The sequence below is a fragment of the Streptomyces sp. NRRL B-24484 genome, assembly GCF_000717715.1.
Classification (GTDB): Bacteria; Actinomycetota; Actinomycetes; order Streptomycetales; family Streptomycetaceae; genus Kitasatospora.
This window is the reverse complement of record NZ_JOAI01000010.1, coordinates 167,352-186,090: the sequence shown is the minus strand read 5'-3', so window position 1 is coordinate 186,090 and position 18,739 is coordinate 167,352. Positions and strand designations below refer to the sequence as shown.

The 18,739-nt window shown below is 73.3% G+C and carries 17 protein-coding genes and 1 pseudogene; 12 read left to right on the top strand and 6 right to left on the bottom strand.

Annotated elements, in window-relative coordinates:
* A partial coding sequence (locus tag IE98_RS47860) for a M4 family metallopeptidase (protein ID WP_159400891.1) occupies positions 1–93 on the top strand: 93 nt, incomplete at its 5' end.
* A 311-nt stretch (positions 94–404) separates the two neighbouring features.
* Positions 405–2,018 carry a M4 family metallopeptidase gene (locus IE98_RS0112035; protein ID WP_030268057.1) on the top strand — a complete coding sequence of 538 codons (1,614 nt, stop codon included), beginning with the start codon at positions 405–407 and terminating at the stop codon, positions 2,016–2,018.
* Positions 2,019–2,113: 95 nt separating this feature from the next.
* Here the strand turns inward: IE98_RS0112035 and IE98_RS0112030 are convergent, their stop codons facing one another.
* Positions 2,114–2,434, bottom strand: coding sequence for a DUF3817 domain-containing protein (locus tag IE98_RS0112030; RefSeq protein WP_043173972.1), 321 nt, complete (start codon positions 2,432–2,434; stop codon positions 2,114–2,116).
* A gap of 173 nt (positions 2,435–2,607) precedes the next feature.
* Between IE98_RS0112030 and IE98_RS0112025 the strand changes: the two genes are divergently transcribed.
* The 5 genes from IE98_RS0112025 to IE98_RS0112005 all read left to right on the top strand — a co-directional run bounded on the left by IE98_RS0112025 (position 2,608) and on the right by IE98_RS0112005 (position 6,431).
* On the top strand, positions 2,608–3,399 hold the full coding sequence (locus IE98_RS0112025; protein ID WP_030268055.1) for a DUF2127 domain-containing protein: 792 nt from the start codon (positions 2,608–2,610) through the stop codon (positions 3,397–3,399).
* A gap of 81 nt (positions 3,400–3,480) precedes the next feature.
* Positions 3,481–4,119: an AIM24 family protein gene (locus IE98_RS0112020; RefSeq protein WP_063748908.1), complete on the top strand. Its 639-nt coding sequence runs from the start codon at positions 3,481–3,483 to the stop codon at positions 4,117–4,119.
* Complete coding sequence (locus IE98_RS0112015; RefSeq protein ID WP_030268053.1) at positions 4,119–4,769, top strand: AIM24 family protein; 651 nt, start codon at positions 4,119–4,121, stop codon at positions 4,767–4,769. Before IE98_RS0112020 ends, IE98_RS0112015 begins: the two co-directional genes overlap by 1 nt.
* A gap of 290 nt (positions 4,770–5,059) precedes the next feature.
* On the top strand, positions 5,060–5,836 hold the full coding sequence (locus tag IE98_RS0112010; protein ID WP_052390434.1) for an AIM24 family protein: 777 nt from the start codon (positions 5,060–5,062) through the stop codon (positions 5,834–5,836).
* A 79-nt stretch (positions 5,837–5,915) separates the two neighbouring features.
* The gene (locus tag IE98_RS0112005; protein WP_052390426.1) at positions 5,916–6,431 is read left to right on the top strand and encodes a MarR family winged helix-turn-helix transcriptional regulator; all 516 of its coding nucleotides are present in this window, start codon (positions 5,916–5,918) and stop codon (positions 6,429–6,431) included.
* Positions 6,432–6,693: 262 nt separating this feature from the next.
* Here IE98_RS0112005 and meaB read toward each other — a convergent pair whose 3' ends face one another.
* Both meaB and IE98_RS0111995 read right to left on the bottom strand, forming a co-directional pair.
* Positions 6,694–7,656, bottom strand: coding sequence for a methylmalonyl Co-A mutase-associated GTPase MeaB (meaB, locus tag IE98_RS0112000; RefSeq protein ID WP_030268050.1), 963 nt, complete (start codon positions 7,654–7,656; stop codon positions 6,694–6,696).
* A gap of 81 nt (positions 7,657–7,737) precedes the next feature.
* Entirely contained in the window at positions 7,738–8,928 is a 1,191-nt protein-coding gene (locus tag IE98_RS0111995) for an acetyl-CoA C-acetyltransferase (RefSeq protein ID WP_078660946.1), read from the bottom strand.
* Between the two features lie 285 nt (positions 8,929–9,213).
* On the opposite strand from IE98_RS0111995, the gene mce reads away from it, so the two are divergent.
* Positions 9,214–9,645 carry a methylmalonyl-CoA epimerase gene (gene mce, locus IE98_RS0111990; RefSeq protein WP_030268048.1) on the top strand — a complete coding sequence of 144 codons (432 nt, stop codon included), beginning with the start codon at positions 9,214–9,216 and terminating at the stop codon, positions 9,643–9,645.
* Here the strand turns inward: mce and IE98_RS52240 are convergent.
* Complete coding sequence (locus IE98_RS52240) at positions 9,572–12,907, bottom strand: hypothetical protein (RefSeq protein ID WP_324605761.1); 3,336 nt, start codon at positions 12,905–12,907, stop codon at positions 9,572–9,574. The two genes, mce and IE98_RS52240, sit on opposite strands and share 74 nt — an antisense overlap.
* Before the next feature lie 520 nt (positions 12,908–13,427).
* Here IE98_RS52240 and IE98_RS52550 point away from each other — a divergent pair.
* Both IE98_RS52550 and IE98_RS0111980 read left to right on the top strand, forming a co-directional pair.
* Positions 13,428–14,264: pseudogene (locus tag IE98_RS52550) on the top strand (hypothetical protein); the annotation flags it as partial.
* Positions 14,265–14,371: 107 nt separating this feature from the next.
* The gene (locus tag IE98_RS0111980; RefSeq protein ID WP_030268047.1) at positions 14,372–15,301 is read left to right on the top strand and encodes a cellulose-binding protein; all 930 of its coding nucleotides are present in this window, start codon (positions 14,372–14,374) and stop codon (positions 15,299–15,301) included.
* 134 nt (positions 15,302–15,435) lie between these two features.
* Here the strand turns inward: IE98_RS0111980 and IE98_RS0111975 are convergent, their stop codons facing one another.
* On the bottom strand, positions 15,436–16,230 hold the full coding sequence (locus IE98_RS0111975; RefSeq protein WP_030268046.1) for an alpha/beta fold hydrolase: 795 nt from the start codon (positions 16,228–16,230) through the stop codon (positions 15,436–15,438).
* Positions 16,231–16,322: 92 nt separating this feature from the next.
* Between IE98_RS0111975 and IE98_RS0111970 the strand changes: the two genes are divergently transcribed.
* Together IE98_RS0111970 and IE98_RS0111965 are read left to right on the top strand one after the other, a co-directional pair.
* Positions 16,323–17,354 (top strand): ABC transporter ATP-binding protein, encoded by a 1,032-nt coding sequence (locus IE98_RS0111970; protein WP_030268045.1) that lies wholly within the window; start codon positions 16,323–16,325, stop codon positions 17,352–17,354.
* Position 17,355: 1 nt separating this feature from the next.
* A complete protein-coding gene (locus IE98_RS0111965) occupies positions 17,356–18,120 on the top strand; it encodes an ABC transporter permease (protein WP_030268044.1) in 765 nt (254 codons plus the stop codon).
* 54 nt (positions 18,121–18,174) lie between these two features.
* On the opposite strand, the gene IE98_RS0111960 is transcribed toward IE98_RS0111965, so the two are convergent.
* A complete protein-coding gene (locus tag IE98_RS0111960; RefSeq protein ID WP_030268043.1) occupies positions 18,175–18,495 on the bottom strand; it encodes a hypothetical protein in 321 nt (106 codons plus the stop codon).
* Positions 18,496–18,739: the final 244 nt, after the last annotated feature.

Here is an 18,739-nt window from a genome sequence, read left to right as displayed (position 1 = left end):
GCGACCCTGAACGCGGCGACGGACCTCTACGGTGCCGGTTCCACCGAGTACGCCCAGGTCGCCGCTGCCTGGGCCGCGGTGAACGTCAGCTGACGCACCGCGGTTGAAGACGCAGCAGCCGGGCCCTCCGGAGGGGAGGCCCGGCTGCTGCTTCATGTCCGGCCCCGACCGGTGGTGACAGGAATACGCCAACTCTTGTCGTACATCTGTCATTTGACGACTCGTCTTGTCATGCTTCCTTCCAGCCCCGTGCGGCGCCCGATCGGCCACCCCAACCGGTCCGGTGCCGCATGACCGCACGGAGCAGCACGTCAGCGCTCGTTCCGCCCCAGTCGGCGCCGGACCCGGCGCCCCGGAGCGACGCGCGACCGCGCACACGCGGTTGATCCGGAAGGAACCCGTACGTGAAGCGAAAGCTCGCCCTCGGCGCCGTCCTCTCCACCTCGGCCCTGCTCGCCGGCGCGATCCAGGTCGCCGCGGGCGCCCAGGCCGCCACCGCCCCCGCAGCCGCGCAGCAGCGGGCCGCGCTGCTCGCGCAGGCCGGGGCCGAGGCCCCCGCCGCCGCCCGCGCCCTCGGCCTCCCCGGCCAGGAGCAGCTGGTCGTCAAGGACGCCGTGGTGGATGCCGACGGCGCCCGCCACCTGCGTTTCGACCGCACCTACGCCGGCCTACCGGTACTCGGCGGCGACCTGGTCGTGCACCAGGACGCCAAGGGCGCCGTGAAGGCCGTCGACCGCGCCGTCCAGGGCTCGGTCGCCCCCGCCTCGCTCAGCCCGAAGCTCACCGCCGCCCAGGCCGCCGCCGGGGCGCACGGCGCCGTCGCGGCCACCGTCGGGAAGTCCGCGGACGCGGACGAACCCGCGCTGACCTCGGTCGGCGCGGCGGGCGGCGCCGAACTGGTGGTGTGGGCCGCCTCCGGCGCCCCGCGGCTCGCCTACCGGACGACCGTCGAGGGCATGCGCGCCGACGGCACCCCGAGCAGCCGCCTGGTCGTCACCGACGCGGCGACCGGCGCGGTGCTCTCCTCCGAGGAGCAGATCCGCACCTCCAACGCGACCGGCAGCGGCAAGGGCGTCTTCGTCGGCTCGGTCACCCTGACCACCAACTACACCGGCTCGACGTACCAGTTGAAGGACAACACCCGCGGCGGCCAGTACACCGTCGACAAGAACGGGACGCTGTACACCGACGCCGACAACGTCTGGGGCAACGGCAGCGCCTCGAACGGGCAGTCCGCCGCGGTGGACGCGCAGTACGGCGCCGCGGCCACCTGGGACTTCTACAAGTCGACCTTCAACCGCAACGGCATCAAGAACAACGGCGTCGGCGCGTACAGCAAGGTCCACTACGGGACCAACTACGTCAACGCGTTCTGGAGCGACAGCTGCTTCTGCATGACGTACGGCGACGGCTCGGGCAACACCCACCCGCTGACCGCGATCGACGTGGCCGGCCACGAGATGACGCACGGCGTGACCTCCGCCACGGCGGGCCTGAACTACTCGGGCGAGTCCGGCGGCCTGAACGAGGCCACCAGCGACATCTTCGGCACCATGGTCGAGTTCTACGCCAACCTGCCGGTGGACACCCCGGACTACCTGATCGGCGAGCGGCTCAACCTGAACGGCAACGGGACCCCGCTGCGCTACATGGACAAGCCCTCCAAGGACGGCGCCTCGGCGGACTACTGGTCCTCGACGGTCGGCAACAAGGACGTCCACTACTCCTCGGGCGTCGCCAACCACTTCTTCTACCTGCTGGCCGAGGGCAGCGGCGCGAAGACGATCAACGGCGTCAGCTACAACAGCCCGACGTCCAACGGCTCGACCCTGACCGGCATCGGCCGGGCCAAGGCGGCGCAGATCTGGTACCGGGCACTGACCGTCTACATGACCTCCACCACCAACTACAAGGCGGCCCGCACCGCGACGCTGAACGCGGCGAAGGACCTCTACGGCAGCACCTCCACCGAGTACAAGGCGGTGGGCGCGGCCTGGAGCGGGGTCAACGTCAGCTGACGTCCGCTCCCCCGCGCACGGCGACGGCCGGGCCCCCTTGCGGGGGCCCGGCCGTCGGGTGCTCCGGTGGTGTTCCGGGGATGCTCGGGGAGCGGTCAGGCCGCGGCGACGGCCGCCGGCACCTCGCCGCGCTCCTCCTTGGCGAGCATCCGCTCGGCGAAGAAGCCGCCGGTGGGCAGCACCGACAGCACGAACAGCACGATGCCGCGCTTGGCGTCCCAGCGCTGCTGCTGCCAGGCCAGGGCGAGGAAGACCACGTACAGCACGAACAGGCCGCCGTGGACCGCGCCCATCACCGGCACCGCGTTGAAGTCGGTGGTCCGCTTGAGCACCGAGCACACGAGCAGCAGCAGGAAGGACAGGCCCTCCGGGCCGGACACGAGTCGCAGGCGGTGGACGGCGGGGCTGGTCTTCACGGGTCACCTCGGGAGGGGGTCGGCGAGTGAGCTCGTGAACGCGATCACAAGCCTCGTTCATTATCACCGACCGAACAGCCGTGCCGGGGCCGGGGTGGCCGGTCTCACGGCCGGCGGCCCTATCCTGCTGCGGCACGGCCCGACGAACGGGCCGACCGACCACGGGGGTGGACATGTTCCGCATCGACTGGAACCGGCGGACCTGCTCGCGGCGCGGGCACATCACCTACGCGCCCGACGAGACCGACCTGCGCGACCGCCTGCACGCGCGCACCGCGCTCGGCGACGCCTGGCGCTGCCTGCGCTGCGGGGACTTCGCGCTCGGCGCCCCGCACGGCTCCGGCCCGGCCGACGAGGCGCCGCTGGTGCCGCGCGGCAAGGCCCTGCGCGACCTGTTCATCCTGCGCTTCCTCGCCGTCGAGCGGGCGCTGCGCGGCCTGCTGATCCTGATCGCCGCCTGGGGCGTGTGGAAGTTCTCCAACAGCCAGGACGCGGTGCGGCGGATCTTCGACGAGAACCTCTCGGTCTTCCGTCCCGTCACCGACCACTTCCACTGGGACCTGGAGCACTCGCCGATCGTCGACACGATCCGCAAGACCTTCGAGTACCGGCACGGCACGCTGCTGATCGTGGCCGGCGCGCTGGTGCTGTACGCGCTGATCGAGATCGTGGAGGCGGCCGGCCTGTGGGTTGGCGCCCGCTGGGCGGAGTACCTGACGGTGGTGGCGACGGCGGCCTTCCTGCCGCTGGAGGTGTACGAACTCACCGAGCACGTCAGCGCCCTGAAGATCGGCACGCTGGTGCTGAACATCCTCGCGGTGCTGTGGATCATGCTGTCGAAGCGGCTGTTCGGCCTGCGCGGCGGCGTGGTCGCCTTCGAGGCGGAGAAGCACTCGGCCTCGCTGCTGGAGGTGGAGACCGCCGCCGGCGCCGTGCCCGGGACGGAGCCGGCCCCGGCCGTCTGACCCGGTGTGATTTGTCGCAGCTCGGTACCAGAGGCCCGCGCCCCCTCCCGGGTGCGGGCCGGCTGCCGCTACATTCGCCCGGTGGCACAGTTTCGACTCCAGGGTTCCAAGGTGCTCGCCGTCGACATGGCGGGCGACTCGGTCAAGGCCCGCAACGGCACGATGGTGGCCTACACGGGCCAGATGAACTTCAAGAAGATGTCCGGCGGCGGTGACGGCCTGCGCGGCATGGTCACGCGTCGGCTGACGGGTGAGCAGATGGAGGTCATGGAGGTGAAGGGGCAGGGCACCTGCTACTTCGCCGACAAGGCCACCGAGGTGAACCTGGTGCGGTTGAACGGCGAGACGCTCTACGTCGAGTCGGACAACCTGCTCTGCACCGAGGCGACCCTGCACACCGGCACCTCCTTCACCGGCCTCAACGGCATGGCGTCCGGCAACGGCCTGTTCACCACCAAGGTCGAGGGACACGGCTGGGCGGCGCTGACCTCCAAGGGCCCGGCGATCATCCTGCGGGTCTCCCAGGGGATGCCGCTGCGGGTCGACCCGGGTGCGTACGTGGCGCACACCGGCAACCTCAACCGCAGCCTGAAGTCGGGCGCGGGCTGGACGACGATCATCGGCGAGGGCGGCGGCGAGGCCATGCAGGTCGAGTTCGCCGGCGAGGGCCTGGTCTACGTGCAGCCCTCCGAGAAGATGACCTTCGGGGGCGACGTCTGATGCCGTTCACCAAGATCAACAACAAGATGGTCGAGGCGAAGGTCATGCCCGGCCAGCGGGTCTTCAGCCAGCGCGGCTCGATGCTCGCCTACACCGGCGAGGTCTCCTTCACGCCCAACGTGATGGGCGGCCAGGGCGGCGTCATGTCGATGATCGGACGCCGGGTGGCCAACGAGGACACCCCGCTGATGACCGTCGAGGGCCAGGGCAGCGTGATGTTCGGCCACGGCGGCCACAACATCCACGTGATCGAGCTGACCGGCGACACCCTCTACGTGGAGGCCGACCGGCTGCTCGCCTTCGACGGCACGCTCCAGCAGTCGACGATGTTCATGGGCCAGCAGGGCGGCGTGATGGGCATGGTCCGCGGCCAGGTGACCGGCCAGGGCCTGTTCACCACCAAGCTGGACGGCCACGGCTCGGTCGCCGTGATGGCGCACGGCGGCGTGTTCGAGCTGCCGATCGGCCCCGGCCAGCCGGTGCACGTCGACCCGCAGGCGTACGTGGCCCACCGCGGCCAGGTGACCAACAAGCTGTCCACCGCCCTCGGCTGGCGGGACATGGTCGGCCGCGGCTCGGGCGAGGCGTTCCAGCTGGAGCTGTCCGGCCACGGAGTGGCGTACGTGCAGGCGAGCGAGGAGAAGCTCTGATGTCCTACCCGCCGCAGCCCCCGTACGGGCAGCAGCCCTACGGCCAGCCCCAGCCCGGCCAGCCGTACGGCCAGCCCGGCTACCCGCCGCCCGGCCAGCCGTACCCCCCGCAGGGGCAGCCCTACCCGCCGCAGGGCCAGCCGCAGCCCGGCTACCAGCAGGCGTACCAGCCGACCCAGGCCGGCCAGCCGTACCCGCCGCAGGGCCAGCCCTACCCGGCCCCGCCGCAGGGCGCCTTCGGCGCGCCGCTGCCGCAGAACGGCGGCGAGGGCCCGGTGGTGCACGACGCGATGAGCCTGCCGGCCAACGACAACGTCAACCCGTACGCCTTCTCGGTCGACCTCAACGGCGCCTACTACCTGCAGAAGGGCAAGATGATCGCCTACTACGGCGACATGCGCTTCTCGGGCATCGGGCGCGGCGTGATCGACCAGATGCTGGAGCGGAACTTCAACTCCCCGCTGCACGCGTCCGACTGGGTCGTCGCCGAGGGCCGCGGCAAGCTGCTGCTCGCCGACCGGGCCTTCGACCTGAACTCGTACGACCTGGAGGAGGGCAACCTCACCGTCCGGTCGGGGAACCTGCTGGCCTTCGAGCCCACGCTCAAGCTCAAGCAGTCGATCATCCCGGGCTTCCTCACCCTGATCGGCACCGGCAAGTTCGTGGCCGCCTCCAACGGGCCCGTCCACTTCGTCGAGCCGCCCATCCGGGTGGACCCGCAGGCGCTGGTCGGCTGGGCCGACTGCCCCGCACCCTGCCACCACTACGATCACGGCTACATGCACGGTCTGATCGGCGGGCTCCGCCACCTGACCGGGCTCGGCGGCGCCTCCGGCGAGGAGCACCAGTTCGAGTTCATCGGGGCCGGCCAGGTGCTGCTGCAGTCGACCGAGACCCTGATGGCCGAGCGCTCGGTCGGCGTGGTGCACGCCGAGGCGGGCGTGCCGGGCAGCGGGGTGCCGCACCAGCCCGGTGCCGGGGCGCACGGCGGCGGGCAGCAGCTGCCCAACGTCAACATCCCGGGCCTGGGCAACCTCGGCGACCTGGGCCGGAGGTTCGGCCTCTGACAGGGCCGAACCGGTGAACCGGGCGCGGCTGGATTCGTAAACTTGTACAACATTTAACAAGCACGGCTATGCTGGGGCCATGGACACGCACGTCACCGACGCCCCCGCCGTCTCCTCCTCGGCCACCGCGGAGGAGACGCCGTGGCTGAGCACCCGCGAGCAGCAGTTCTGGCGCGCCCACCTCGAGGTGAGCAAGCTGCTCGAGTACCAGCTCAGCCGCGAACTCCAGCCGCACAACCTCGCCATCAACGACTACGAGATCCTCGTCGTCCTCTCCGAGGCCCCCGAACGCCGGATGCGGATGACCGACCTGGCGACCGCCACCCTGCAGTCGAAGAGCCGGCTCTCCCACCAGATCACCCGGATGGAGAGCGCCGGGATGGTGCTGCGGCAGGAGTGCCCGGGCGACCGCCGCGGCCTCTACGCCCACCTCACCGAGCTCGGCTGGGACACGCTCCAGAAGGTCGCACCGGACCACGTCCGCAGCGTCCGCAGCCACTTCGTCGACCGCTTCACCCCGGAGCAGATCGACGCGCTGTACGAGGCCCTCGCGCCGGTCGCGGAACACCTCCGCACCCTCCGCGGACGCGCCTGACGGCGCAGGCCCCCCGGACGCACGGGGCAGCCGCCTGCGGCAGTACCTGGGGGGCAGCTGCCCGGGGGCGCGTGGGGGCACCTCCCGGCCGAAGGCTGGGGGGAGAACTGCGCGGGTCGGAAAGCACAGGCCGTGTTCTTCCGCGTCGCGCAGTTCCCCGCGCCCCTGTTTTCGCTTTCCCGGATACACGGGCTCGCCGCTCCCGGATTGCGCAGTTCCCCGCGCCCCTGATGTCGCTCTCGCGGGTGGGCGGGGGCGGTCGTTACCGGGTGTTCTCGGTGAGGCCGGCGACGAGGTGGTCGGCGGCGCCGTAGGGGGCGAGTTCGCCGGCGGCGACCCGTTCGGCGAGGCCGAGCAGGTGGCGGTCGCCGTGCAGGTCGCCGATCCGGGACCGCAGGGCGGCGAGCGCGATCGCCTCGATCTCCTGGGCGGCCCGCCGGGTGCGCCGTACGGCGAGCTCCCCCGTTGCGGACAGCCAGGCGCGGTGCTTCTCCAGGGCCTCGACCACCTCGTCGACGCCCTCGCCCCGGGCGGCGACGGTCTTGACGATCGGCGGCCGCCAGTCGCCGGGGCGGCGGGACCCGCCGAGGCCGAGCATGTGGTTGAGCTCGCGGGCGGTGGCGTCGGCACCGTCCCGGTCGGCCTTGTTCACGACGAAGACGTCGCCGATCTCCAGGATGCCGGCCTTGGCCGCCTGGATGCCGTCGCCCATCCCGGGGGCGAGCAGGACGACGGTGGTGTCGGCCTGGGCGGCGACCTCGACCTCGGACTGGCCGACGCCGACGGTCTCCACCAGGATCACGTCGCAGCCGGCGCCGTCCAGCACCCGCAGGGCCTGCGGGGCGGACCAGGAGAGGCCGCCGAGGTGGCCGCGGGTGGCCATCGACCGGATGAACACCTCGGGGTCGGTCGCGTGGTCCTGCATCCGGACCCGGTCGCCCAGCAGCGCGCCGCCGGAGAACGGCGAGGACGGGTCGACCGCGAGCACACCGACCCGCTTGCCGAGCCGGCGGTACGCGGAGACGAGCGCCGAGGTCGAGGTGGACTTGCCGACGCCCGGCGAACCGGTGAGGCCGACGGTGTAGGCCCTGCCAGTGTGCGGGGCGAGGGCCGCCATGGCCTCGCGCAGCTGCGGGGCGGCGTTCTCGACCAGCGAGATCAGCCGTGCCACGGCCCTGGGGTGCCCCGTCCGGGCCTGCTCGACCAGCGTCGCCACGTCGACCATGAGAGTCCGTCTCCTCGATCGGAAAGCGGGGGCGCACGGCGTGGTCGTCCACGCCGTGCGCCCCCGGGAAACGCCGGCCGGTCAGCCCTGGGCGGGGACCTTGATGATCAGGGCGTCGCCCTGGCCGCCGCCGCCGCAGAGCGCGGCCGCGCCGGTGCCGCCGCCGCGGCGCTGCAGTTCGAGGGCCAGGTGCAGGACGAGGCGGGCACCGGACATGCCGATCGGGTGGCCGAGGGCGATCGCGCCGCCGTTGACGTTGACCTTCTCGTCGGTGACGCCGAGGTCCTTCATCGACTGGTGGGCGACGGCCGCGAAGGCCTCGTTGATCTCGATCAGGTCGAGGTCGGCGACGGTCAGGCCGTCCTTGGCGAGGGCGTGCGCGATCGCGTTGGACGGCTGCGACTGCAGCGAGTTGTCCGGGCCGGCGACGTTGCCGTGGGCGCCGATCTCGGCGATCCAGGTCAGGCCCAGCTCCTCCGCCTTGGCCTTGCTCATCACGACGACGGCGGCGGCGCCGTCGGAGATCTGCGAGGCGGAGCCGGCGGTGATGGTGCCGCCCTTGGTGAAGGCCGGACGCAGCTTGCCGAGGGTCTCGACGGTGGTCTCGCCGCGGATGCCCTCGTCCTGGCTGAAGAGGACCGGCTCGCCCTTGCGCTGCGGGATCTCGACCGGAACGATCTCGGCGTCGAAGAGGCCGTTCTTCTGGGCGGCGGCGGCACGCTGGTGCGAGGCCGCGGCGATCGCGTCCTGGACGTCGCGGGCGATGCCGAGGCGGGTGTTGTGGTTCTCGGTGGACTCGCCCATCGGGATGTTCTCGTACGCGTCGGTGAGGCCGTCGTAGGCCATCGCGTCGAGCATCTCGATCGCGCCGTACTTGAAGCCCTCGCGGGACTTCGGCAGCAGGTGCGGGGCGTTGGTCATGGACTCCTGGCCGCCGGCGACGACGACGTCGAACTCGCCGGCGCGGATCAGCTGGTCGGCCAGGGCGATGGCGTCCAGGCCGGAGAGACAGACCTTGTTGATGGTCAGCGCCGGGACGTTCATCGGGATGCCGGCCTTGACGGCGGCCTGGCGGGCCGGGATCTGGCCGGCGCCGGCCTGCAGCACCTGGCCCATGATCACGTACTGGACCTGGTCGCCGGTGACGCCTGCGCGCTCCAGGGCGGCCTTGATGGCGAAGCCGCCGAGGTCGGCGCCGGAGAAGCCCTTCAGCGAGCCGAGGAGTCGGCCCATCGGAGTGCGTGCACCTGCGACGATCACAGAAGTAGTCATGAGACGAGCCCCTTCGCGCGTCGGCCATGAGGGTGTGGGGATGCGGCTCAATGTACTGACCCGTAACCCGTGCGTCACCGGCGCCGGGGTGTGATCAGTGGCACTGTCACCCTCCAGTCAACACCGTGTCACGGCGGCCCGGGTGACATTCGCGGGCGGGCCCGGGCCGGCCGCGCGGGGCGCGAGACTGTGAGCAGGCTCGCACCGCGGGCGGTGGCCAAGCCTCCGCCGCATGCGCTGCACTGGAGCCCACCCTCGTCGACTCCCACCATGGAGGTCTCCGCCGTGCTGACCCGCATCGACCACATCGGCATCGCCTGCTTCGACCTCGACAGGACGGTCGAGTTCTACCGCGCGACGTACGGCTTCGAGGTGTTCCACAGCGAGGTCAACGAGGAGCAGGGCGTCCGCGAGGCCATGCTCAAGATCAACGACACCGGTGACGGCGGCGCGTCCTACCTGCAGCTGCTGGAGCCGACCCGCGAGGACTCCACGGTCGCCAAGTGGCTGGCCAAGAACGGCGAGGGCGTGCACCACATCGCCTTCGGCACCGCCGACGTGGACAGCGACGCCGCGGACATCCGGGCCAAGGGCGTGCGGGTGCTGTACGACGAGCCGCGGATCGGTTCGATGGGCTCGCGGATCACGTTCCTGCACCCGAAGGACTGCGGCGGCGTGCTGACCGAGCTGGTGACCTCGGCCGGCACGGAGCACTGAGAACGGAGCCGGCCCGGACAGGACCGGACGGGACCCGGCGGAAACGGTCGGGACCGGACGGGTCCTGACCCGTCCGGACGGGACCCGGCGGAAACGGAGGGGGTCGTACCGTAACGGCCCCCTTCCCGACCCGTCGGTAACCTCGGAAAACCTCCACTCGGCCATTCCGCTGCAAGCCGGGCACACTACAATGCCCGGGTGCACCAGTACGCCGGGAGGACCGGCAGGGAGCACGGCCGAGGCGGTCGCGGACGGGGAGACCCGGACGGGCCCGCCGCAGGGGAGTCCATTGAGCGGGCACGGCTGAACAGTCGCAGGTCTGATCTGTCACCATTCTCCACGAGGCAAGAGTTCGCTCAGGAGTCCACCCGGACGGGGGACGCGGCAACGCCGCGCACCACACCTTCGGACTCCGACCGCGGCAGGCGCTGCGGCTGCAAGGACCAGCCGGTCCGGCCCCGGGCAGGAATGGGGCGTCGGAACGGCCGGGTCGAGGACGCGACCAGGAGATGGATGGGACCGCGGAGTGCGGGGCAACGACCGCTACGAGGTTGAGGATCACCTCTCCCAGTTCGAGGCCGAGATGGAACGGACTCGCAAGGAGCGGGACAAGACCGTCCAGCATGCCGAGGACCTCGCCTACCAGGTGGAGGTGCTCCGGGCCAAGCTGCACGAGGCCCGTCGGCAGCTGGCGCAGCCGCGCGCCTTCGACTCCGTCTCCGGCCAGGCCGAGCAGCTGCTCCGCACCGCCGAGATGCAGGCCGAGCAGCTCCGCGCCGACGCCGAGCGCCAGCTGCGCGAGTCCCAGGCGGCCACCCAGCGGCTGATGGCCGAGGCCGCCGAGCGCACCGCCCGGCTGGAGACCGAGTTCGCCACCCGGCGCCACCAGCTGGAGGAGGAGCTCAACGAGTTCCGCCGCTCCGCCGAGCGCCACGTCAAGGAGAACGTCTCCTGGGCGGAGCAGACCCGGGCCGGCACCGAGCAGGAGGCCCAGCGCCTGCTGCAGGAGGCCCGGATCGAGTCCGAGCGGATGATGGCCGCCGCCCGCGCCGAGGCCACCGCCCTCGCCGACCAGGCCCGCGCCCAGACCGCCGCCGACGTCGACGCCGCCCGCGGCGAGGCCCAGGCGGCCGCCGAGGCCGCCCTGCACCGCGCCCAGACCGACGCCGAGCGCCTGCTGCGCGCCGCGTCCGAGCAGGCCCAGCAGGCCAGCGCCCAGGCCGAGGAGCTCCGCGGCAGCGCCGCCAACGAGGCCCAGCAGCAGCTCGCCCAGGCGCACGCCGCCGCCGAGCGCCGGCTCGCCGCCGCCCAGGCCGAGATCGGCGAGCTCAAGCGGCAGGCCCTGGAGGACCAGGAGCGCGCCGAGGCCGCCCTCGGCCGCGCCCAGGCCGAGATAGAACGGCTCCGCGCCGAGGCCCTCGCCGAGGCCGAGCGGGCCCGCCAGGAGGCCGCCGACCAGCTCAACGCCGCCCGGGACGCCGCCGAGCGGCTGCAGGCCGAGGCCGCCGCCGCGGCCGAGCAGCGGGTCGCCGACGGCGAGGCCGCCAGCGAGCAGCGCTCGCTCACCGCCAAGGCCGAGATCGCCAAGATGGTGGCCGCCGCCACCAAGGAGGCCGAGATCATCAAGGCCTCCGCGGCGACCGCGCAGGCCGAGGCCGACGCCGCCAGGGCCGCCGCCGCCGAGGAGAGCGAGCGGCTGCGCGCCACCGCCGAGTCCGTGGTCTCCCAGCTGAAGGCCGAGGCCGAGGCGGAGCTCGCCGACCTGCGGGCCGAGGTCGAGGGCGAGGTCGCCGCGCTGCGGTCCGAGGCCGAGGCCACCGCCCAGGCGCTGCGCGCCGAGGCCGAGGAGCGCGGCCGCGCCGACGGCGCGAAGGACGCCGCCGTCCACCTCGCCAAGGCCGCCCGCCGGGCGGAGGAGGTGCTCGCCCGGGCCACCCGGGACGCCGACACCACCCGCGAGGAGGCCGCGACCGAGGCCGACCGGCTGCGCGCCGAGGCCGCCGCCGAGGCCGACCGCCTCCGCGAGCAGGCGATGGCCGCCGTCGAGGAGGCGCAGAACGCCGCGCTCGACGACGCCGCCTCGATCCGCGAGCAGATGGAGCGGATGCACGAGGAGGCCGCCCGGTTGCGCGCCGAGGCGGAGGAACTGCGCGCGCAGGCCGCCGCCGAGGCCGACCGGGTCCGCGGCGACGCCCGCCGCCAGGCCGTCGTGCAGATCGAGGAGTCCGCCAAGAGCGCCGAGGAGCTGCTCACCCGCGCCAAGAAGGACGCGGACGAGCTGCGCGCCGGCGCCGCCGCCGAGACCGACCGGCTGCGCGCCGAGGCGAAGGACCAGGCGCTCGCCACCCAGGGCCGCGCCGAGCAGACCCTCGCCCGGGCCCGCACCGAGGCCGAGAAGCTCCTCGACGCCGCCGAACGGGAGGCCGAGGAGGCGCTGGCCACCGCCCGTGCCGCGGCTGCCGACGCCCGCACCACCGCCGAGCGGGAGACCGCCGACCTGCGCCGCGGTGCGGCGGAGGACGTGCAGCGGATGCGCGCCGACGCCGAGGAGGCCGCGCAGGCCCGCCGGGCCGAGGCCGAGGAGGCCGCCGAGGCCGTCCGCCGCGAGGCCTCCGACGAGGCCGGACGGCTGCGCGAGGAGGCCGCCGCCGACGCGGAGACCGTCCGGGCCGAGGCTGCGGCCGCCGCCGAGGCGCTGCGCACCGAGACCGACGAGTGGGCCGCCACCGAGCGCGCCGCCGCCGAGGCGGACGCCGCCGCCCTGCGCGAGGAGTCCGGCCGCGAGCGCGAGGCCGCCTCCGAGGGGCTGCGCCGCGAGCAGGAGGAGACCACCGAGCAGCTGGCCGCCGCCCGCGCCGCGCGGGAGGCCGCCGAGCGCGAGGCCGCCGAGCTGACCATCCGCACCGCGGGTGAGACCGCCGCCGTCCGCGACGCCGCCGAGGCCGAGGCCCGGGAGCTGCGCACGGAGGCCGCGGAGGCGCTGGACGCCGCCCGCGAGCAGGCCGGCACGCTGGCCGCCGAGGCCGCCAACGCGCTGGAGAAGGCCCGCACCGAGGCCGAGGAGACGCTCCGCAGGGCGCGGACCGACGCCGAGGTGCTCAGAGCTGCGCGAGGCCGCCGAGCGCGAGAGCAGGGAGCTGCGCGAGGCCGCCGAGCGCGAGAGCAGGGAGCTGCGCGAGGCCGCCGAGCGCGAGACGGCCGAGCTGCGCGAGCGGGTCTCCGCCGAGCTGGCCGCCGACCGGGAGGCCGCCGCCGCCGACATCGAGCAGCAGCGTGCCGAGGCCGTCGCCTTCGACACCGCGGTGCGCGAGGAGGCGCAGAACGAGCGGGCCTCCGCCGCCGAGTTCGCCGAGCAGCGGCGCGCCGAGGCCGAGGCCGAGGCCCGTCGCACGCTGGCCGGCGCCGAGGAGCGGTCCACCGCCGCGGTCGCCGAGGCGGAGGAGTTCTCCGCGGCGCTGCGCGCCGAGGCCGAGGAGTACGCGCACGCCACCCGGCAGCTGGCGGACGACTACGACGCGTCCACCCGCAGCCGGGCCGACGCGTACGACATCGAGCTGCGCGAGGCCGCCGAGCAGTTCGACCGGTCCACCCGGGAGCAGGCCACCTCCGTGCTGGAGAAGGCGTTCTCGGACGCCGAGCAGCTCGGCGAGGAGGCGCAGACCACGGCGCTGGCGACCACCGCGGCCGCGGAGGAGCAGGCGGACGCGATGGTCGCCGCCGCCCGCAAGGAGGCCGAGCGGCTGGTCGCGGCCGGCGAGGCCGCCGGGCAGGCCGAGGTCGAGAAGGCCCGGTCGGACGCGGACGCGCTGCTGTCCGAGGCCCGCCGGGACTCGACCGCGATCCGCGAGCGCGCCGAGGAGCTGCGCGAGCGCACCGACGCCGAGATCGAGGCCCTGCACGAGCGGGCCCGCAAGGAGAACGCGCAGGCCATGAAGTCGGCCGGCGAGCGGGTGGACGCGCTGGTCACCGCCGCGCAGGACCAGCTGACCGAGGCCGAGGACCAGGCCGTCGCGACGGTCGCCGAGGCCGAGGAGCGCGCCGCGAAGCTGGTCGCCGCGGCCGAGGAGCGGGCGTCCGAGCTGACGTCGGAGGCCTCCGGGGAGGCGAGCAAGGTCCGCATCGCGGCCGTCCGCAAGGCCGAGGGCCTGCTGAAGGGCGCCGAGCAGAAGCTCGCCGACTCCACCGACCGCGCCGAGAAGCTGATCGAGAAGGCCGAGGCCAAGCTCGCCGGCGCCGAGGAGGAGGCCACCGGCAAGATCGAGGCCGCCTCCGAGGAGGCCGAGAAGCGGCTGCAGAAGGCGGACGAGTCCGCGTCCGAGCAGCTGCGGCTGGCCGAGGAGGAGGCCGAGCGGGTGCTCGCCGAGGCCCGGGCCGAGGCCAAGCGGATCACCGACGAGGGCAAGCGCGAACTCGACGAGCTGGTCCGGCGCCGCAAGGACATCAACACCGAGATCTCCAGGGTGCAGGACGTGCTGTCCGCCCTGGAGGCGTTCGAGGCGCCGTCGCCGGTGCAGCAGGCCAACGGGGGAAGCAGGAAGGACGGGGTGCCCCGCGCGGGGGCCGGTGTGGGCGCCCAGCGGTCGGGAGGCAATCGCCCCGGAAGCCCGCCACCCGATTGAGCGGACATTGTCCGTGACTCATCGGCATTTCGCCGATGACACTCCGATAACGTGTCAGGATTCCCTCAACCACCTCAGCGGTCTGACGACAGGAAGCCCTAATCCCCATGAGCGACAGTCACTCCCCCCACGGCTTCGACCTGGTGCGCCGTGGGTACGAGCGCGCCCAGGTCGACGAGCGGATCACCAAGCTGGTGGCCGACCGGGACAGCGCGCTGTCCCGCATCGGTGCGCTGGAGAAGCGCATCGAGGAGCTGCACCTGGAGACGCAGACCGCCCAGGCCGCGGTGACCGAGGCGGAGCCGTCCTACGCCGGCCTCGGCGCCCGGGTGGAGAAGATCCTCCGCCTGGCCGAGGAGGAGGCGAAGGACCTGCGCGACGAGGCGCACCGCGCCGCCGAGCAGCACCGCGAGCTGGCCGAGGCCGCCGCGCAGCAGGTCCGCACCGAGGCGGAGAACTACGCCAAGGACCGCAAGGCGAAGGCCGAGGACGAGGGTCTGCGGATCGTCGACAAGGCCAAGAGCGACGCGGCGCAGCTGCGGGCCGAGGCGAACAAGGACGCGCAGAACAAGCGCGAGGAGGCGGACGCCCTCTTCGAGGAGACCCGCACCAAGGCCGCGCAGGCCGCCCTGGAGTTCGAGACCAACCTGGCCAAGCGCCGCGAGCAGTCCGAGCGGGACCTGGCGGCCCGCCAGGCGAAGGCGGAGAAGCGCCTCGCGGAGATCGAGCACCGCGCCGAGCAGCTCCGCCTGGAGGCGGAGAAGCTGCGCACCGACGCCGAGCGCCGCGCCCGTCAGACGGTGGAGACCGCACAGCGCCAGGCCGAGGACATCGTGGCCGACGCCAACGCCAAGGCCGACCGGGTCCGCAGCGAGTCCGAGCGTGAGCTGGCGGCGCTCACCAACCGCCGCGACTCGATCAACGCTCAGCTGACCAACGTCCGCGAGATGCTGGCGACGCTGACCGGTGCGGCGGTGGCCGCGGCCGGTTCGCCGTCGGACGACGGCCTGGGCGTGCCGGCCCAGCAGTCGCGCTGACGCTTCGGGTGTGACAGCGGCCCCCGCCTCCGGGCGGGGGCCGCTTCGTCGTTCACGGCGCCGTTGCGTTGTTGCGGCGGCGGGTCCCGGGCCGGGGCGGGGGCGCGACGCCCGCCCCGGCCCGGGCGCCGGGTTCAGCCGCGCACGCGGAGCAGCAGGGCGCGGGCTGCGGCGTTGAAGGTCTCGGGTGCCTCCAGTGAGCTGAGGTGGCCGACCGAGGGGATGACGGTGAGTTCGGCGTCCGGCAGTGCCTCGGCCATCAGGCGGGCCTCGGCGAGCGGGGTGACGGCGTCGGCCTCGCCGACGATGACCGCGGCGGGGACGCGGACGCCCCGCAGCACGTCCAGGGAGTCGCCGCGGGCTGCCATCGCGCGCTGGGCCCAGGCGACGGCCTGCGGCGGGGCCTCGGCGATCATCGCGCGGACGTGGGCGGTCAGCGCGGGGTCGGTGGCGGGGCCGAGCAGGCCGTCCTCGATCTTCTCGTCGGCGAGGATCTGCACGCTGTCGCGGGCCTCGACGGCACGGGCGATCCGCTCGCGGTTGGTGCGGGCCGCGTCGGAGTCGGAGGTGGCCTTGGTGTCGGCGAGGAGGAGGCCGGCGAGCCGGTCGCCGTGGCGGCGGGCGAAGGCCATGGCGACGTAGCCGCCCATGGAGAGGCCGCCGACGACGGCCCGGTCCAGGCCCTCGGCGTCCAGCAGCCGGGCGATGTCGTCGGCGACGACGTCCAGCGAGGGCTCGTCACGGCCGAGCGGGGCGCTGCCGAAGCCCCGCTGGTCGGGGACGATCACCCGGGCGGTGTCGCCGGCCGGGCCGGGCAGCCGCTCCAGCTGGCAGGCCCACATCCGGGCGGAGAGCGGGAAGGCGTGCAGCAGGACGACCGGGGTCCCGCTGCCGTTCTCGTGCGCGGCCGGCGCGCTGGGGAGGCTCATGCAGCCACCGTATTGCGGCTCGCCGAGGGGACGCAGCCACCGCAACCGTATGTCCCTTTTGTCATAGCCTGACGAGGACTGAGGGAGCGGACATGATCGAGCTGCACGAGCTGACGAAACGCTACGGCGACACGCTGGCCGTGGACGGACTGAGCTTCGCGGTCCCGCGCGGCGTGGTGACCGGCTTCCTGGGCCCGAACGGTGCCGGGAAGTCCACCACGATGCGGATGATCCTCGACCTCGACCGTCCCACCGCGGGCCGGGTCACCCTGGACGGCCGCCGGTACGGGCAGCTCGCGGAGCCGCTCAGCTACATCGGGGCGCTGCTGGAGGCGAAGGCCGTCCACCCGGGCCGCACCGCCCGCGACCACCTGCTGTGGATGGCGCAGAGCAACCGGATCCCCGCCCGCCGGGTCGACGAGGTGCTGGAGCTGGTCGGCCTGAGCGCGGTGGCCCGCAAGCGGGCCCGCGGGTTCTCGCTCGGCATGAGCCAGCGCCTGGGCATCGCCTCCGCGCTGCTCGGCGACCCGGAGATCCTGATGTTCGACGAGCCGGTGAACGGGCTCGACCCGGAGGGCATCGTCTGGATCCGCACCCTGATGAAGGGCCTGGCCTCGGAGGGCCGGACGGTGTTCGTCTCCTCGCACCTGATGAGCGAGATGGCGCTGACCGCCGACCACCTGGTGGTGATCGGCCGCGGCCGACTGCTCGCCGACCTGCCGATGGCCGACTTCATCAAGCAGAACTCCCGGTCCGCGGTGCGGGTCCGGACCCCGCAGCCCGAACTGCTGCTGGACGCCCTGCACCGGGCCGGTCTGCACGCCGCCCCGGGGCCGGACGGCTCCTACGAGGTCCCGGACGGCGACCTGGCCTCCCTCGGCGAGCTCGCCGCGGACCACCGGATCACCCTGCACGAGCTGAGTCCGCAACAGGCCTCCCTGGAGGAGGCCTTCATGCAGATGACCTCGGATTCGGTCGAGTACCAGGCCGGCTCCCCGCGCCCGGCCGGTCCGGCCGGGGCCGTGGTGGACGGCTCCCCCGCCGCGCCGTCCGCGCCGTCCGCGCCGCCCGCACCGAGCTGGGGCTCCGGCTGGCAGGCCCGCGGCAAGCAGAAGGAGAACTGAGATGGCCGCGTTCCCCGCGATCCTGCAGTCCGAGTGGACGAAGGTGCGCACCGTCCGCTCCACGGTGTGGACGCTCGGGCTGGCCTTCGTCGTCACGCTCGGCCTCGGCGCCCTCATCTGCACGCTGGCCAACAACAACTTCGCGGACTTCGCACCCAAGAACGCGCCGTTCGACGCGACCGGCACCGCCTTCGCGGGGATCATCCTGGGCGAGATCGCCATGGTGGTCTTCGGGGTGCTGGCGGTCGGCAACGAGTACAGCAGCGGCATGATCCGGGTGTCGCTGGCGGCCGTGCCGCAGCGCGCCACCCTGCTGGTCGGCAAGGCGGTGGTGATCGCGCTGGCGGCCTTCGCGGTGTCGCTGGCCACGGTCTTCGTCACCTTCTTCACCGGCCAGGCGCTGCTCGGCGGGCACAGCACGACGATCACCGAGCCGCACGTGCTGCGCGCGGTGTTCGGCGCGGCCGGCTACCTGACGATGATCTGCCTCTTCTCGGCCGGGGTCACCGCGATGCTGCACAACCAGACGCTGGCGCTGGGCGTGCTGGTGCCGTTCTTCTTCCTGCTGTCGCCGATCCTCGGCGCGGTGCCGAAGGTGAAGACGGTCGCGCACTACTTCCCCGACTACGCGGGCCAGCGGATGCTGCTGGTCTACCAGGAGCACAACCAGCCGTTCGGCCCCGGCGCCGGCTTCCTCATCTGCCTCACCTGGACCCTCGCGGCCCTCGCCGGCGGCATCCTGGTGCTCCGCACCCGCGACGCCTGATCGGCAACCCCGCAGGGCGCCCTGAACGACCGTCGAGCGCCCTGCGGGCGGCTCCTAGTACCGCGGTGCGCCCCGGCCGCGCTGGAGGCCTGCGCCGCGGCGTTCCCTGGCGCCCCAGCAGGCGCGGTGCCAGTGCCGGCGGTCCTCCACCCCGGGTCCGTGGTCCGGCCAGGCGACGACGTGGCCGACGCCGGGCGGGATCTCCTGGTCGCAGCCCGGGCAGCGGTAGTGGCGGCCCGGGGAGCCGGCGACCGTCTGCACCACCCAGTCCTCGCCGCCGTAGCTCTCGACGCGGCGCAGTGAGCCGCCGAACGGGGCCGCCGGGGCGTCCTCGCGGGGGGCGGAGTTCTTCTCACGATTGCGACGCGGCGACACGCCGAACCACCTCTCGGGCCGGGCACGGGGGACACCTCCAGGGTACGGGCCACCGCACCACCCTCTGTGCCACTATCACGACATCCGTGCGATCTCCGGTGTTTTGGGTGAGATCCACCCGTTCTCCTGGGAAATTGGTGAAACGGCGTGCCTTTGGCACATGACATCGGCTACTCACGAGGTGAGACAGCGGGGTTCGCAGTCCCTGCGCACCCCCGAGGAGGCACCCGATGACCAAGACCAG